Annotated in this window: 15 protein-coding genes and 1 pseudogene; 11 read left to right on the forward strand and 5 right to left on the reverse strand. The window is 75.9% G+C overall.

All coding sequences use genetic code 11. The annotated features are described in order from the left end of the window. Positions 1–42: 42 nt before the first annotated feature. Both FHX31_RS12935 and FHX31_RS12940 read right to left on the reverse strand, forming a co-directional pair. Positions 43–1800 carry a DEAD/DEAH box helicase gene (locus FHX31_RS12935; RefSeq protein WP_013476604.1) on the reverse strand — a complete coding sequence of 586 codons (1758 nt, stop codon included), beginning with the start codon at positions 1798–1800 and terminating at the stop codon, positions 43–45. A gap of 118 nt (positions 1801–1918) precedes the next feature. Continuing rightward, positions 1919–2746, reverse strand: coding sequence for a hypothetical protein (locus tag FHX31_RS12940; RefSeq protein WP_030272540.1), 828 nt, complete (start codon positions 2744–2746; stop codon positions 1919–1921). 132 nt (positions 2747–2878) lie between these two features. Between FHX31_RS12940 and FHX31_RS12945 the strand changes: the two genes are divergently transcribed. Genes FHX31_RS12945 through FHX31_RS12955 form a run of 3 tightly spaced genes read left to right on the forward strand, consistent with a single transcriptional unit; the run spans position 2879 to position 5204 of the window. Continuing rightward, entirely contained in the window at positions 2879–4024 is a 1146-nt protein-coding gene (locus FHX31_RS12945; protein WP_013286581.1) for a sensor histidine kinase, read from the forward strand. Continuing rightward, the gene (locus FHX31_RS12950) at positions 4021–4626 is read left to right on the forward strand and encodes a response regulator (protein ID WP_184976267.1); all 606 of its coding nucleotides are present in this window, start codon (positions 4021–4023) and stop codon (positions 4624–4626) included. The genes FHX31_RS12945 and FHX31_RS12950 overlap by 4 nt, the downstream gene beginning before the upstream one ends. Before the next feature lie 44 nt (positions 4627–4670). Then, a complete protein-coding gene (locus FHX31_RS12955) occupies positions 4671–5204 on the forward strand; it encodes a 2'-5' RNA ligase family protein (RefSeq protein ID WP_013286579.1) in 534 nt (177 codons plus the stop codon). A 56-nt stretch (positions 5205–5260) separates the two neighbouring features. Here FHX31_RS12955 and FHX31_RS12960 read toward each other — a convergent pair whose 3' ends face one another. Continuing rightward, the gene (locus tag FHX31_RS12960; RefSeq protein ID WP_184976269.1) at positions 5261–7456 is read right to left on the reverse strand and encodes a glycoside hydrolase family 43 protein; all 2196 of its coding nucleotides are present in this window, start codon (positions 7454–7456) and stop codon (positions 5261–5263) included. Between the two features lie 125 nt (positions 7457–7581). Here FHX31_RS12960 and FHX31_RS12965 point away from each other — a divergent pair, with 125 nt between their 5' ends. The 5 genes from FHX31_RS12965 to FHX31_RS12985 all read left to right on the forward strand — a co-directional run bounded on the left by FHX31_RS12965 (position 7582) and on the right by FHX31_RS12985 (position 12903). Continuing rightward, positions 7582–8325, forward strand: coding sequence for an ArsR/SmtB family transcription factor (locus FHX31_RS12965; RefSeq protein WP_013476607.1), 744 nt, complete (start codon positions 7582–7584; stop codon positions 8323–8325). A 105-nt stretch (positions 8326–8430) separates the two neighbouring features. After that, positions 8431–9435, forward strand: a complete 1005-nt coding sequence (locus tag FHX31_RS12970) for a cytochrome P450 (RefSeq protein ID WP_236619285.1) — start codon at positions 8431–8433, stop codon at positions 9433–9435. Continuing rightward, positions 9432–10226, forward strand: a complete 795-nt coding sequence (locus FHX31_RS12975; RefSeq protein WP_184976271.1) for an isocitrate lyase/PEP mutase family protein — start codon at positions 9432–9434, stop codon at positions 10224–10226. The genes FHX31_RS12970 and FHX31_RS12975 overlap by 4 nt, the downstream gene beginning before the upstream one ends. Positions 10227–10328: 102 nt before the next feature. Then, positions 10329–11288, forward strand: coding sequence for a hypothetical protein (locus FHX31_RS12980; protein WP_184976273.1), 960 nt, complete (start codon positions 10329–10331; stop codon positions 11286–11288). 4 nt (positions 11289–11292) lie between these two features. After that, complete coding sequence (locus tag FHX31_RS12985; RefSeq protein WP_013476611.1) at positions 11293–12903, forward strand: asparagine synthetase B family protein; 1611 nt, start codon at positions 11293–11295, stop codon at positions 12901–12903. Between the two features lie 51 nt (positions 12904–12954). Here FHX31_RS12985 and FHX31_RS12990 read toward each other — a convergent pair whose 3' ends face one another. Next, positions 12955–13830 (reverse strand): transglutaminase domain-containing protein, encoded by an 876-nt coding sequence (locus FHX31_RS12990; RefSeq protein WP_184976275.1) that lies wholly within the window; start codon positions 13828–13830, stop codon positions 12955–12957. A 20-nt stretch (positions 13831–13850) separates the two neighbouring features. Between FHX31_RS12990 and FHX31_RS32680 the strand changes: the two are divergent. From FHX31_RS32680 to FHX31_RS13000, 3 genes and pseudogenes are all read left to right on the forward strand, one after another. Next, positions 13851–14186: pseudogene (locus tag FHX31_RS32680) on the forward strand (DUF1203 domain-containing protein); the annotation flags it as partial. Positions 14187–14259: 73 nt separating this feature from the next. Beyond that, positions 14260–14427, forward strand: a complete 168-nt coding sequence (locus FHX31_RS32685) for a DUF1203 domain-containing protein (RefSeq protein WP_255348687.1) — start codon at positions 14260–14262, stop codon at positions 14425–14427. A gap of 48 nt (positions 14428–14475) precedes the next feature. Then, complete coding sequence (locus tag FHX31_RS13000) at positions 14476–15471, forward strand: carcinine hydrolase/isopenicillin-N N-acyltransferase family protein (protein ID WP_114920511.1); 996 nt, start codon at positions 14476–14478, stop codon at positions 15469–15471. Between the two features lie 24 nt (positions 15472–15495). Here the strand turns inward: FHX31_RS13000 and FHX31_RS13005 are convergent, their stop codons facing one another. After that, a complete protein-coding gene (locus tag FHX31_RS13005; protein ID WP_184976277.1) occupies positions 15496–16116 on the reverse strand; it encodes an HD domain-containing protein in 621 nt (206 codons plus the stop codon). Positions 16117–16119 lie beyond the last annotated feature (3 nt).

Here is a 16119-nt window from a genome sequence, read left to right on the forward strand (position 1 = left end):
TGGTCTCCACGCCGACCGGCACGGAAGCCGGTCGCGCCGGGCTCAGCGGCGGTCGCGCCGCTCGTAGCCCCGGTCGCGGCGCTCACCGGGCCCGTCGCCGTCCCGGTCCCGTCGCACTGTGGCCTTGCGTCCCTTGATGGTGGTGCCGCGCAGCCCCGCGATGATCTCGTCGGCGACCCCCTGCGGCACCTCGACCAGCGAGAACCGGTCGGCGATCTCGATCGAGCCGATGTCCCGGCCACTGATCCGGGTCTCCCCGGTGATCGCGCCCACCAGGTCCTGCGGCCGTACCCCGGCCCGGCGGCCCAGACCGATGAAGACCTGGGTGGTGCCGCCGGTACGCGGGCGCGCCGGACCCCGGCGCTCACCCCGCCCGCCGGCCTCCGGGCGGCCCTCGCGCGGACCCCGGACCGGAACCTGCGGGATCTCCTCCTCGTCGTCCGAGCCCGGCGACGTCGCCTCGTGCGCCAGCTTCACCGCCGCCAGCGCCACCTCGACCAGGTCGAACTCGTCGGTGAGCGACTCCACGATCGCCCGGTACGGGTCGAGGTCGTCCTCCAGCAGGCTCTCCCGCAGCGCGCCCTGGGTCAGCTCCAGCCGCCGGGTACGCATGTCCGCGACAGTGGGGATCTTGTCGATGGCGATCCGCTGGCCGGTGACCCGCTCGATGGTCTTGAGCATCCGGTGCTCACGCGGCTCGGCGAGCGTGATCGCCACACCCTCCCGCCCGGCCCGGCCGACCCGCCCGATCCGGTGCACGTACGACTCCGGGGCGGACGGCACGTCGTAGTTGACCACGTGGGTGAGCTGCTCGACGTCCAGGCCACGGGCGGCCACATCGGTGGCGACCAGCAGGTCCGCCGTCCCGGCGCGCAGCCGGCCCATCACCCGGTCCCGCTGCTCCTGGCTCATCCCGCCGTGCAGCGCCTCGGCCCGGTAGCCCCGGCCGTTCATCGTCTCGGTGAGCCGGTCCACCTCCTCCCGGCTGCGGCAGAACACGATCGCCGCGGTGGGCGACTCCACGTCCAGCACCCGGCCCAGCGCGGCCGGCTTGTGCGCCCGGGCCACGATGTACGCGCTCTGCCGCACCCGGGGCGCCTCCCCGGCGACCGGCCGCTCCCGCTCGATCCGGATGCGGACCGGGTCGGTCAGGTGCTGCCGGGCCAGCCCGTCGATCCGGGCCGGCATGGTGGCCGAGAACAGCACCGTCTGCCGGCCGGCCGGGGCGTGCTCCAGGATCGCCTCGATGTCCTCGGCGAAGCCCATGTCGAGCATCTCGTCCGCCTCGTCCAGCACCACCGTGCTCAGCGCGCCCAACCGCAGCGTGCCCCGGGCGATGTGGTCCAGCGCCCGGCCGGGCGTCGCCACCACCACGTCCACCCCGTGGTCGAGCGCACGCAGCTGCCGGCCGATCGGCTGCCCGCCGTAGATCGGCAGCACCCGGGCGCCCAGGTCCTTGCCGTAGCGGTGGAACGCCTCGGAGACCTGCACGGCCAGCTCCCGCGTCGGCACCAGCACCAGCGACACCGGGTCGCCCTCGGCCCGCCCCACCGGCATCCGCTGCAACAGCGGCAGCGCGAACGCGGCGGTCTTGCCCGTACCGGTCGCCGCCTGGCCCAGCAGATCCTGCCCGGCCAGCAACGGGGGGATGGCCTCCCGCTGGATCGGCGTCGGTTCCTCGTAGCCGAGCGCGGACAGCGCGCCCAGCAACTCGGTGCGCAGCCCGAGATCGGCGAAGGCGATGCCGTCCTCGGCGTCGGCGGGAAGGGCGGGGTCGGTCGGGGTCGGTGCGGCGTTCATGCGACAAGCTTTTCATCACCGCCGCGCGGCGGTCGCGGCGACCGGGTCAAACGTTCGCCGCGCCACCTGTGTGCCGTCCCCTCCGGGTGATCCGGCGTGGCCCCGTGCCCCCGCCGGATCACCGGGACAGGACGGCCAGCAGCGTGGTGAGGCCCACTCCGACGTCGAACACCGCGCACCACAGCGCGTACCCGCGCGGTACCACAGCGCCGGTGCGGTGGTACCAGCCGTCCCAGGCCGCGTGGACGAGCCAGCCCACCCCGACGAGCACCCCGGCGACGTCGGCGGACGCGATCATCGCCACGACCGCCAGGCCGCCCCACACGGCCGCCCCGGCGAGCTGCGCCGCCAGCGCGCGCCGGTCGCCCCACTGCCGCCGCCAGGTGCCGATCAGCAGGTAGCCGGCCGGCAGGACCAGCAGCGTCCACGGCGCGAAGACGCTGGGCGCGAACCACATGTCCACCGTCATGAGCAGCCCCAGCCCGGCGGGCCACCCGCGCGCCACGGCCGCGGCGACCGGGTGCCGGCGCGGCGGCGCGGCGGGCGTGTGCCGGTGCCGCAGCGCCACCAGCAGCATCGCCGGCACCATCAGCAGGTGACCGCCGAGCAGCAGCGTGTCGTCCCCGACCCACCCGGCCCACCAGGGCGGGAGCAGCAGCAGGAACGGCACGTACATGGCCGCCGACATCTCCGCGGTGGCGGCCCGGCCGTCTCCCCGGTACCACATCCACGCGGCCATGCCCGCCGCCATGTTCGTCGCCATCACCAGCGCGGCCACGTCCGGCCGCGCCAGCACCGCCGCGCCGCCCAGCAGGTTCCCGCCCACCTGCCACAGCGGCCCGAGCAGCACCATCCCGGCCACCATCGCCACCACCATCCCGGCCAGGTGCCGGGTCCGCGCCCACCCGGCCCACCGCCGGGGTACGCCCACAGTCATCTCTGTCATGCCCCGACCCTGCCGCCGCCCGGCGCACCGGAGAAGGCGCGTCAGTCATCGGGAAACCGTGCGGATCGCACGGTCCGGCCGTGACGTTTCTCGGGGGTGGGCGGGGCGCCGCACGCCCTAGGATCGGCGGGCATGACAGTCGATTCCGCTGACCACCGGCTGCGCCGGGCCCGGCGGGTCACCCTGCTTTCGCTGGCCACGAACGTGTGGACGACGGTGCTGCTGCCCGTCGTCGGCCTGGCCCGCGAGCCCGACCCGGTCCGCGTCGCGCTGGGCGCCGCCGGGCTGCTCGGATTCGCGGTCGCCCAGATCGCGGTGCTGCACGCCGCGGTCACGCCGTGGCTGCCCGTACCGGCCCGTCGTCGCCGGCACGCCGCGCTGATCGCGGCGGCGCTGCTCAGCCTGCCGCTGCTCGGCCCGGTCGCGGCCGGGACCTGGCCCACCTGGGCGTGGCTGGGCGCGTCCCTGGTCGGCATGACGCCGCTGCTGTTCCGGCCCGTCGTCGCGGTGGTGGCGGCGGCCGGCGTCCTCGCGGTGTCGGCCGTCGTCACCTGGTCGACGGGCGGGCCGGTGACCACGGCGCTGCTGGTCACCGGCGTGGTGGGCGCCGGGATCGCCGCGCTCACCTGGGTCCAGGTCTGGTTCTGGGACCTGCTCGTCGAGGCCCGGCAGGGGCAGGCCGCCCAGGCGCGGCTCGCCGCCGCCGAGGAACGGCTGCGCTTCGCCCGGGACGTCCACGATCTGCTCGGCCACGACCTGACGGTGATCGCGCTCAAGGCCGAGCTGGCGGAGCGGCTGGCGCCGCGCGACGCCGGCCGGGCCGCCCGGGAGGCGGCCGAGGCCCGGCGGCTGGCCGGCTCGGCGCTGACCCGGGTCCGGGCGGCGGTGCACGGCTACCGCGCGGTCGACCTGGCCGAGCAGGCCGCGGCGGTGGGGGAGGTGCTGCGCTCCAGCGGGGTACGCACGACAGTGGTCCCGCCCGCCGGTGAGGTGCCCGCGGCGGTCGCCGCCGACCTGGCCGCCGTGCTGCGTGAGGCCGGGACGAACGTGCTGCGGCACAGCCGGGCCGGCTGGTGCCGGATCGAGATCACCCGGGAGGACGGCGTGGTGACGCTGACCGTACGCAACGACGGTGTCCGCGACGACGCCGGACCGGACCGGCTCAGCGGCGGTCTGCGCGGCCTGGCCGACCGGCTCGCCCCGGCCGGCGGCCGGGTCCGGGCCGATGCCGCCGACGGCGTGTTCAGCCTGGTGGCGACGGTGCCGGTGACGCCGTGATCCGGGTGCTGCTGGCCGACGACGAGGAGCTGATCCGGCTCGCCCTGGCCGCGCTGCTCGACCTGGAACCGGACATCGAGGTGGTCGCGCACGCCCGCGACGGGCGCAGCGCCCTGGACGCGGCGCTTGCCCACCGCCCCGACGTCGCCGTGCTCGACCTGGAGATGCCGCCGCCCGGAGGCGTCGAGGTCGCCGCCGAGCTGACCCGGGCGCTGGCCGGCTGCGCGCCGGTGATCCTCACCGGACATGGCCGGCCCGCCCAGCTCCGGCCGGCGCTCACCGCCGGGGTACGCGGGTTCCTCGCCAAGGGTGCCCCCGGCGGCGCGCTGGCCGACGTGATCCGCCGGGTGCACTCCGGGGCGCGTTACGTCGATCCCGCGCTCGCGGCCGACGCGCTCACCCTGCCGGAGTGCCCGCTGACGCCGCGCGAGCTGGAGACGCTGCGGCTGGCCGAGCTGGGCACGCCGGTCGCGGTGATCGCCCGGCGGACCCATCTGGCCGCCGGAACGGTCCGCAACCATCTCAGCGCCTGCGTGCAGAAGCTCGGCGCCGCCGACCGGGCGGAGGCGGTACGGCGGGCGCGCGAGGCCGGCTGGCTCTGACGTACGGGGCGTCGCGGGCGGCCGACGCCGACTAGCCTGATCACGTGCGGACGGTCGAACTGCTCTGCTCTCCCGAACTGGAAGCGGCGGTTCGCGCCGCCTGGGACCGGCTCGCCGCCGCCGGGCTGCCCAGCCTGGCCCGCAACACGCACCCGACGAACCGGCCGCACCTGACGCTCGCCTCGGTCGAGGAGTTCCCGCCCGGCGTCGAGCAGCGCCTGGCCGACCTCTGCGACGCGGCGCTCCCGTTGCCGGTGCGGCTGGGCCGGGTGGCGGTGCTCGACGGCAGCGCGCCACTGGTGTGGCTGGTCCGCCCGACGCCGCAGCTCGTCGCGCTGCACGGCGCGGTCTGGGACGTGCTCGCCGAGGCGTCCGGCGGGCACTCGTGGCACCAGCCCGGCCGGTGGGTGCCACACCTGAGCCTGGCGCTGCGGTTCGGCGCGGCGGACCGGCGCCGGGCCCGGGCGGTCGCCGGGGCACACCCGCCGGCCGGGGCGTTCGTGGCGGCGCGCAGCTACGACGGCGACACCCGCACCATCAGCGAGCTGACCACCGCCTGCCCTCGTTCCGGCGGCTGAGCGGGGCCGCCGCCCCCCCCCCCCCCCCCCCCGGGGGGAGGGGACGGCCCCGGACGTCAGCGGTGGAAGCGCAGGTAGTCGAACTCGGCGGTCACCGCTGGTGTCGCCCCGCCGTGCGCCACCAGCCCGACCCGCGGTGTCGTGTCCGCCGGGAACGTCCACACCGCGCCCCACGTCCAGTGCTTGCCGTCGCGGCTGGACCCGGCCCGGAACTCGTGCTCGCCGTTGACCGGGTCGACCCGGTGGGCCAGCCGCAGCCAGGTGGTGCTGCCGGGCGTGCCGACGATGCTGCCGCCGTACACCGGCTGACCGGCGAACGGCAGCTCGTAGCCGTACTCGACCTGACGGGTGTTCCAGATGGCCACCTGGGTCAGCCGGGCGAACCGGTCGTCGTCGACGTACGCGACCAGGCCCGCCTGCTGGTAGTTGCGGACGCTGTCCTCGCCCAGGTCGAGCGTCACCTTGGTCTCGGCGACGTAGTTCCCGGCCGGGGCGTCGCGCAGCAGCACCCCGGCGGTGTTGCCGGTCCCGGACAGGTCGGCGTCCTGCACCGGCCAGCGCAGCGCGCCGCCGGACACGGTGGCGGCCGGGTCCTGGCGTACCCACCGCCACGCCGGGTCGAGCCCGCCGGTGAACTCGTCGGAGTAGCCGCGCAGCACCGGTCCGACCCGGGGGTCGGGGACGGTGTGCCGCGCCGGACGGTACAGCCGGACGGCGCTGACGTTTTCGAACTCGGCCGGGCCGCCCTCGGCGCGCACTGACAGCTCACCGGCGCCGGGGCGGGGGAGACGCACCGACACCTGGGCGACCGGGTCGCCGAGGCGGGACGGGCTGAGCGTGGCGACGAGCTGCCGCCCGCGTACCTCGATGGCGAGATTGTGCCGGTCGCCCAGGTCGAGGCCGGCGGGCAGCGCGGTGGTCGCGGCGCCCGCGCTCAGCCGGCCGCGCCCGACGCGGACGTCCACGCCGTGAAGCCGCAGCCCGGCGGTGGCCGCGCCGGTCAGCCGCAGGTCGGTCTCCGCGCGCAGGTCACCGCCGATCCGGGTACGCGAGGTGAGCGTGCCGCTGCCGGTCAGCACCCCGTCGGCGGCCTGCCAGCGGCCGTGCCCGGCCCGCCAGCCGCGCAGGTCCGCGGTGGCGAAGCGGGCGTCGACCGGGCCGGTGGTGACGGGCGCGGGCCGGGCGGTGTCGGAGGGGCCGGCGCCCGCGTTCACAGTGGGCCATCCGTCGATCCAGTCGAGCCGGTCGAGCAGCATGGGCCGCTCGTTGACGCCGAACGGCTCGTCCAGGTACGGGTCGGCGCGGTCGATGGCGTGGTAGGCGATCCAGTCCTGCCCGGACAGGTCGGTGAGCACCGCGTTGTGCCCGGTGCCGATCCAGCGGTTGCCGTTCTGGGTGAGCACCGGTGTGCCGCCGGCCCGGGAGACGTCGAGGCGCTGCCCGTCGCGGTCGGTGAACGGGCCGCGCGGGTCACGGGACCGGCCGACCTGGACGGAGTAGCCGGTGGCCGGCCCGGCGCAGCAGTTCGCGGTGGACGCGAACAGGTAGTACCAGCCGTCGCGGCGCAGCACGTACGCGCCCTCGAACTTGTTGTCGATAGCGACGGGCGTGGGCGTGCCGACCGCGCGCAGCCCGTCCGGGGACAGCTCGGTGACCGAGATGCCGCCGTAGTAGCTGCCGTAGTAGAGCCAGTGGCGGCCGTCGGCGCCGGTGAGCTGGCTGGGGTCGATCGTCCACAGGTAACCGCCGCCGGCGCCCGGTCGCGGCGCGACCACTGGTGTGTCGGCGAACGTCCACGGCCCGGCCGGGCTCGGCGCGGTGGCCACACCGACCGCGGTGTCGAACGTGTCGTCGGAGACGCCTGTGTCGGTGACCGTCACGTACATCACCCACCGGCCGGCCACCCGCCGCACGTCCGGCGCCCAGAACGCGGCGCCGGGAGCGGCGTAGGCGGGCCGCTGGTCCGGGGCGAACGCGTCGCCGGCGTAGGTCCAGTCGACCAGGTCGGCGGAGCGGGCGATCGGCACGCGATGCGTGCGGCCCTCGCCCTCGCGCAGCGGGTCGGAGGTGCCGAAGGCGTACCAGAGTCCGTCGTCGCCGCGCACCACGACCGGGTCGGCGAAGGTGTCGGCGAACCCGGCGGAGACCGGGTTGCGGTAGCGGTCGGGCCCGGCGGCGGACGCGGGGGCCGCGCCGGCGAGCAGAAGCGTGAGTACGGCGGCGAGCGCGCCACCGCGGCGGAGGTGTCCCATCGGGCCTGCCCTCGGGGATAGACGGAGGTGCGGTGCCACCGTTTCTACAACGTTGGAGAGAGTGCTGTAAAGAACCCCCTGACCGTTCGGCGCGGCCCGAACCGTGCCCGTGTCAGCATGGGCCGATGACCACCGGTGCCGACGGCCGCGGACTCGCCGGGTTCGCCGCGCTGCTCGCCGACCCCACCCGGGCCGGCTTCTGCCTGGCCCTGCTCGACGGCCGCGCCTGGACCGCCGGAGAGCTGGCCCGCGCCGCCGGGGTCGCCGCGTCCACCGCGAGTGACCACCTCACCCGGCTGGTCGCCGGTGGCCTGCTCGTCGAGCAGCGGCAGGGCCGCCACCGGTACGTCCGCCTCGCCGACCCGGGCGTCGCCCAGCTCGTCGAGGATCTGGCCGCGCGGGCGCCCGCACCGGCGACCCCGCCCCGCACGTTGCGCGCCGCGTCGGCCGGCGCCGCCCTGGCGTACGCCCGCACCTGCTACGACCACCTGGCCGGGCGGCTCGGCGTGCTGCTGCACGACGCCCTGCTCGACCGAGGCGTACTCGACCGCACCGGCGGCCTCGCGCTGACCGGGGCTGGCATGACCTGGCTGGACCGTCTCGGCGTACCCGTCGAACCGCTGCGCGCCACCCGGCGACCCCTGGTCCGCGACTGCCTGGACTGGACCGAACGGCGCCCGCACCTGGCCGGCGCGGTCGGGGCGGCGCTGTGCGGGCGCTTCCTCGACCTCGGCTGGACCGCGCGCGGCACCGGCCGGGCGGTACGGCTCACCGCCACCGGGCGGGACGCGCTGGCCGAGACGCTCGCCGTCGACCCGGCGCTGCTGGCCCCGCCCGCCTCCCGCGACACCGGCCCGGCGCGCGCCTGACCCGCCCGTGCCCCGCGGCACCCGTCCCGCCCGCGCCGGGCCGCCGGATGTGCCCGGCCGGATCGTTCGGTTCGGACCGAACTGTCGGCGCCCTACGGTCGGACGATGGATTCACCGACGATCACGGCTGCTCCGGGCACACCGCCCTGCGGGCCGCCGACCTCGGACGACGGCGGCTGGGTGGTCACCCGGTACGCGGACGTCGTCTCCGTCCTGACTGATCCCCGCTGCGTGGTGCCGCCCGCCGAGCAGGCGCCGGAGGGCGGCCTGGCATGGCTGCGCGCCTCGGTGAGCCGGTTCAGTCCGCCGGACCGGCATGCCGCGCGGCGAGCCGTCGGGGTGGCGGCGCTCGACGCCCTCGACCCGCGGGAACTGCGTGTGGCCGCGGAACGGCTCACCGGGCGGATCCTCGACCGCGCCGCGACCGGGGACAACGGCGGTGACCGGGTGGACGTGACCGGTGACCTGGCTCGGCGCGTACCCCTCGTGGTGCTGGCGGAGCGGCTCGGCCTGGCCGACCCGGCGGCGGCCGTCGCGGAGGTGACGGCGGTGGCCGCCGCCTACCAGCCGGGCGCCGAACCGGCGGCGGTGCGGCGGGCGGACCGGGCGGTGGCGGCGCTGCTGGCCATGTCGCCGCCCGCTCCGGCCGAGGTGACAGCGAACCGGCTCGGGCTGCTGGTGCAGGCCGCCGACGCCACCGCCGGGCTGATCGTGGCCGCCGTCCGGCACGGGCTCGCCGCGCCGGACGGGCTCGGGACCGACGCGCTGCTCGCCGAGGTGCTGCGCCTCGACCCGCCGGTACGGGTCACCCGCCGGGTCGCCGCCGACCCGCTGAGCCTGGGCGGCCAACCGGTGCGCGCGGGGGAGCGGCTGCTGCTGCGGTTCGACGCCGCCAACCGCGACCCGGCGGCCTTCCCGGAGCCGGACCGCTTCCGCGCCAGCCGGGCGAACGCCGCGCTGACGTTCGGCGCCGGTCCCCGCGGCTGCCCCGGGCAGCGGCACGCGCTCGCCCTGGCCGCTGGCGTGGTCGGCGTGCTGCGCCGCCGCTGCCGTCCCGCCCGCCCGACTCCTGACGTTCCGACGACCCGACTCGAGGTGATCCTGCGATGACCGACCGGTACCGCGCATTCCGTGACCTGCACCGGCGCGGCGAACCGCTGCTCCTGCCGAACGCCTGGGACCACGCCTCCGCCGCGGCGCTCGCCGCCCGGGGACATCAGGCGATCGGCACGACGAGCCTGGGCGTGGCGGCGGCGGCCGGGCGGCCGGACGCGGTCCGCGCCACCCGCACCGAGACGCTGGAGCTGGCGTACCGGCTGCGGAACCTGCCGGCGCTGCTGACTGTGGACGTCGAGGACGGCTTCCACGACGACCCGGCGGAGGTGGCGCGCTTCGCCGGCGAGCTGGCCGCGCTCGGCGTGGTCGGCGTGAACGTGGAGGACGGCCGCCCGGACGGGCGCCTGGCCCCGGCGGAGCACGTCGCCGCCGTGATCGCGGCGGTCCGGGCCGCCGTACCGCAGATCTTCGTCAACGCCCGCACCGACGCCTGGTGGCTGGGCGTGGCGTCGCCGCTGGACGAGGCGCGGCGGCGGGCGGCGCTGTTCCGGGCCGCCGGGGCCGACTGCCTGTTCGTGCCGGGCGCGCCCGACGAACTGGTCGGTGTGCTCGCCGCCGAGGCGGGGTTGCCGCTCAACGTGCTGTACCGGCCGGGCGGCCCGGACCTGGCCGCCCTCGGACGGCTCGGCGTGGCCCGGGTCAGCACCGGCTCACTGCTGTTCCGGGCGGCCCTCGGAACGGCGCTGCGCCTGACCGACGCGATCGGCGCCGGGCGCGACGCGGGCCTGCCGGCACCGCCCACGTACGAGGAGGTGCAGGCGCTGGTGCCACCGTCCGCCACCTGATCGGGCGCATCGGGGGAGATGGGGCGATTGCCGCCCTCTCGGCTCATTACGGTGTGTGCAGGCCCAATCACGCCGTGTCCTGACCGAGAGGGGACGGAGACCATGCGAGTGCCCAGCCGCAGCCCCGGTCGCCAGCCCGGTCCCGCCGTCACGTCCACCGCTCCCGCCCGGCGGGTGCCCGCCGATGGCCGGCGCGCCGGCACCGAGCCGGACCTGTCCGCGTACCGGGCGGCGGTGGCGGAACTCCTGGTCGAGGTGGGCGCGCTCGCCGACGCGCCGTCCACCACCGCCCGCCAGGTGCTGCTCGACCAGCGGCTGCGCGAACCGGCCATCGCCGCCGTCCTCGACGCCACGCCGCAGGGCCTGATCGGCGCCCGGGAGACGCTGCTGCTGGAGATGGCCCGCTACCAGCCCAACGCGCGCAGCTCGGCGCAGGACCTCACCGCGCTGGTCCGCATCTACCTGCTCTCCCGCGTCGACGTGCTCTGGTGGCGGGACAGCCCGACGTTCCTCACCGACGACCAGGTCCGCACCAGCACCGAACTGGTCGACCTGGAGTGGCTGCGCCGCCGCGGCCTGATCGAGTTCCGCTACCAGGAACAGCCCGCCACAGTGGTGGGACGCGGGCTGCGGGCGGTGCGGCGACGGCTGCGCCCGGACGCCACCCCGCGTACCGCCGGGCTGCTGTTCCGCCGGGCCCGCCGCGAGATGATCGCGTTCCTCAACGACCTGGCCCGGGAGTTCACGGCCGTCGCGCCGGACGGCACGCCGCCGCTCTGGGTGACCAGCCTGGCCCGCAGCGCCGAGCACCAGTACCGGCTGCGCCGCCTCGGGTACGCCGCGATGGTGCCCAGCGGGCACTGCCTCGGCTGGGCCGCCGACGTCGAACTGGAGTGGTACGACCGCTTCGGCGCCCGCCCGGCGCTCGCCGGGCTGCTGCTGGCCCGCCAGGACGCCGGCGAGGTGAACGTGGTCGACGAGGGACAGGCCTGGCACGTGTGTCTCGCCCCGGCCGCCCGTCGCCGGTACCGGCGGGCGTACGAGTCCGAGATGGGGGTGTGACCCGGTGTGCGGCATCGCGCTGGGCATCGGCCCCGAGGCGGATCCGGCCACCTTCCGGCGGATGCTCGCCGCGCTCGCGCCGCGCGGTGAGGTCACCGAGACCCGGCAGGAGAACGGCCTGCTCGCCGGCGTACGGCGGCTGAGGATCGTGGACCGGGAACGGTCCGTCCAGCCGTGGATGTCGCCGGACGAGCGGCACCTGCTCTGCTTCAACGGCGAGATCTTCAACCACCACGAGCTGCGCGCCGAGCTGACCCGGCTGGGCCACCGGTTCATCACCGCGGGCGACACCGAGGTGGTGCTCACCGCGTTCCGCCAGTGGGGCGAGAACGCGGTCCGCCGGCTGCGCGGCGAGTACGCGTTCGTGATCGTCGAGCGCGACACCGGCCGGACGTACCTGGCCCGCGACCCGCTCGGCGTCAAGCCGCTCTACTGGTCCCGCCTGCCCGGCTGCCTGCACCTCGCCTCCGAGGTCAAGGCGCTGGTCGGACACGGCGCGCCGATCGGCGAGGTGGCGCCCGGGCACCACGGCTGGGTCGAGCCCGGCCGCCCGGTCCGGGTCGGTCCGCACGTCGACCTGCTCACCCTCGGCGACGGCCTGCCGGTGATCGACGACCCGGACGAGGCGGCCCTGCTGGTCCGCGTCGCGCTCACCGACGCCATGCGCGCCCGGCTGGACACCGACCTCACCGTCGGCGTGGTGCTCTCCGGCGGTCTGGACAGCTCACTGGCGCTGCTGCACGCCCGGGAACTGCACCCGGACTGCGTGGCGGTCACCATCGGCGTGCCGGAGAGCCCGGACGTCGCGTACGCCCGGCGGCTCGCCGCCGACCTCGGCGTACCGCACGAGGTGATCGAGCTGCGGCCCCGCGACATCCGGCTCGCCGACGTCCGCGAGGCGATCCGGGTCTCCGAGCTGACCGAGTACGGCGACATCATCAACGCGGTCGTCTCGGTGCCGATCTTCCGGCGGCTGCGCGAGCTGGGCGTCCGGGTGGTGCTCACCGGCGACGGCTCGGACGAGCTGTTCGGCGGGTACCCGATGTACCACCGGGTCGGCCCGGAGCGGTCCCGTCGCCTGTTCCTCCACAAGATCCGCAATCTGTGCCGGACCGAGCTGCAACGGGTGGACCGGGCCAGCATGGCGCACGGCGTGGAGGCCAGGGTGCCGTTCCTCGACCTCAGCGTCGTCGAGCTGGCCATGCGGCTGCCGCTGGACGTCAAACTGCGCGACGGGCAGGAGAAGTGGATCGTCCGGCGGGCCTTCGCGGACGTGCTGCCCTCCTACGTCCGGCAGCGGCCGAAGAACCCGATGTCGTACTCGTCCGGGCTGCACGAGCGGGCCCGCCTCTACAAGCCGCTGTTCGCCCGGCTGCACCGCTCCTTCGGCTACGACCTTCTGGAACCGGTCCGCCGGGACTTCGACAGCGTGCTCACCCGCTGCGGCAACGACCTCGACCGGGCCATCGCCGAGGGCATCGCCCGGCCCGACTACACGGTGCTGGAACACGCCCGGGACCTGGTCGGCGCGGCCCGCTGGAACGCCGCCCCGATGGTCCGCCGGCTGGTCAACCCGCGCCGCACCCGAGGCGACGAGGCGCCCCTGCCCGGGTGAGCCCGGTCAGTGCCGTCACGCGGGTCAGCCGGTGCGCGGCCGCCGCTCCGGTCAGCGCCGCAGATCGACGTCGGCGGCCGTACCGGAGACCGGGTCCATGCAGTGCACAGTCGGGCCCGGACGCAACCGAGCGTCCGAGGCGTACCGCCGGGCCAGCTCCCGCCCGGCGGCGGCGTCGCCGCGGTCGGCTGCCACCAGCAGCGCGGCGACCTCGTCGACGAGCGTGAGGTCGGCACCGGTCAGATCCTCGGTCATCGCACCGAACCCGTCCCAGAGCAGCACCTCGTCCTTGTGCCGGTGGGCCAGCTCCAGCAGCACGTAGTCGTGGACGAGCCAGTCGCCCCGGATCGGCAGCGACGGGTCCACGCCGTAGGTGCCGGGGTCGATCCGGCCCGCCCGGTACGCCAGCCACACCCGGGCCGCCGACTCGAAGTGCCCCGCCTCCGGGTCGATGTCGTAGCCGTCGAACGGCCGGTCGACGGCCGGGTCCAGCTCCGGGTCGGACCAGACCCAGCGTTCGCCGTCCCACCACTCCGCGAGCACGTGGTCGTGGTGCCAGTCCGGGGAGAAGTAGCTCACGAACCCGATCCGGCTGCGGGCCGGGATCCCGTGCTGGCGCAGCGCCGCGACGGTGAGCAGCGTGTGGTCCCGGCAGCAGCCGGCGACCCGCTCGACGGCCGGGCGTTCGGCGGTCAGCGGCAGCGGGAACCGGGACTGGTCGGCGTCGAGGATGCGGTCCAGCCAGCGCAGGTTCACCTCGGCCCGGCGGACGTCCGGCAGCTCCACGCCACCGGCGCGGTAGTGGACGATCACGTTGCGGGCGGTCGCCGCGACGGTGGGCAGGTCGGCGGGAACGGCGTCGAGCAGCGCCGCGTGGTGGCGGGGATCGCTGTACGGGGAGTGGGTCCGGTAGTCGTCGACGTCCATCCGGTCATTGTCGGCGCCGGATGCGGCCCGCGGGTGCCCGCTCGGCGCGCATTTTCGCGGTACCCGAACGCCAGGTCCGATCACCGCCAGCGCCGCGGTCCGGGCCGCGCCAGGCTGGGACCGTGACGACCACCGGTACCGCGTTCCGGATCCGCCCACTGCCCGCCGGGACGCTCGCCGAGCTGCGTCGCACCGGCCGCGACGCCACCGGGCAGCCGCCCGAGCACCGGCGCGCCACCGGCGGCGAGCCGCTGCGCTGCTGCCTGCGCGACGCCCGGCCGGAGGAGGAGCTGCTGTTGTTCGGGTACGCCCCGCCGCTGCCGCCGGGCCCGTACCGGGAGGTGGGGCCGGTGTTCGCACACGCCGCCGTCTGCGCCGGCCCGGACGACGTGACGGCGTACCCGTCGCAGTGGCGCGGACCGGGGGCAGGTGCTGCGCGCGTACGACAGCCGGGGCCGCATCGTGGGCGGACGGCGACACGACGGCGGCGACCCGGAGGCGGTGATCGCGGAGCTGTTCGCCGACCCGGCGGTGGACCAGCTGCACAGCCGCAACGTGGTGTACGGCTGCTGGATGTTCGCGATCGTGCGGAGTTGACCGAGTCCCGGATGGACATCGGCGGACGCCTCTTCTAGCGTCGCAGTCATGCGGAGGACCCTCATCGCCGGCGGGCTCGCGCTGCTCCTGCTCGCCACGGCCTGCGGGGAGAGCCGCCGGCCCGGCCCACCGGCCGCGGCCGGCTCACCGACCGCGTCCCGGCAGGACCCGGCGCAGGTCGAGCGGACCCTGGCCAGCCTCCGCAAGATCGACGACCTGCCGATGTACGAGATGACGTACGACGGCGACTACGACCCGACCGCCGGGCTGGCCGGGTCCACGCCGCCGAGCCCGTTCGGCTGCTCGCTGTTCGCCGCGCTGGCCGACCGGGACCGGCCGCTGTTCGCCCGCAACTTCGACTGGGAGCCGAACCCCGCGCTGGTGCTGCGCACCGACCCGCCGGACGGGTACGCCTCGATCTCCCTCGTCGACATCTCCTACCTGGGCGTGTCCGCCGACCCGACCGGGGACCGGCGGCTGCTGGACGCGCCGCTGCTGCCGTTCGACGGCATGAACGAGCGGGGTCTCGCGGTCGGGCTGGCCGCCGACGACGGGGCCCGCGCCGAGCCGGTGCCCGGCCTGCCGAAGGTCGGCTCGGTGCGCATCCTGCGCCTGGTGCTCGACTCGGCCGCCACTGTGGACGAGGCGGTCGCCGTGTTCCGGCGCTACAACCTCGACTTCGACGGCGGGCCGCCGCTGCACTACCTGCTGGCCGACGCGACGGGCGCGTCCGCCGTGGTGGAGTTCGTCGACGGGAAGCTCACCGTGGACCGGCGGCAGGGCCCGTGGCAGGCGCTGACGAACGTGCCCGCCGTCGGCGTGCCGGACCGGGAACTGCGCCAGGACCACAGGTACGGGGTGCTGGCGAAGGAACTCGACCGTACCGGCGGGGTGGTGGACGCGGCCGGTGCGCTGCGGCTGCTGAACGCGGTACGCCAGTCGCACACCCGCTGGTCGGTGACGTACGGGCTGCGCAGCGGCGAGGTACGGGTGGTCACGGCGGGCGGCGGCACCCGCGACTACCGGCTGCCGATGAGCGACTGACCACGGCTGCGGCGCCGCGCCCCCTCAGACGATCGGCTGTCGATACCTGGCGGCGAGCGTGGGCAGGTCCGGCTCGCCGAACCGCTCGACGAGTGCCGCGAACCGGTCGACCTTGTCCGGGCCGAAGCGCCGCACGGCGACCGCGTAGGAGGCGGCGGAGACGAACGCCGGTGGCGTGGTCTTGCTGTGGAACTTGTCGGCGTACATCACGAGGTGTTCCTCGGCGGTGACGGCCGTGTAGTCGTCGGCCGGGATCGGCAGGCCCTGCCGGCGCACGTCCGCCCGGGTGATCCCGACGCCGGTGTGACGGGAGCAGAACCGGGCGATCACCTCGGGCAGCCCTGCCTCCCGTGCCAGCGCGTGGCCCAGCACGCCGTGCCGTACGTAGTTCCGCTCGTCGAGCCGCCCGGCCTCGTCGTAGAGGCGGTAGACCCCGATGTCGTGCAGCAGGCTGCCGGCCCGCACGAGGGCGGCGTCCGCGTCCGCACCGCTGCTGTCGAGCAGTTGTCCGGCGATGTCGCACACGATCCGGCAGTGCGTCCAGACGAGGTGCAACACCTCCCGGGACGGCGCGAGCCGTTCGTGCAGAGCCCGGATCCGGGCGTCGCTCGGCACCGCCGTCCGGTCGTCGATCGTCACCGGCATGTG

It is taken from the genome of Micromonospora sp. CNZ286 (genome assembly GCF_014207755.1).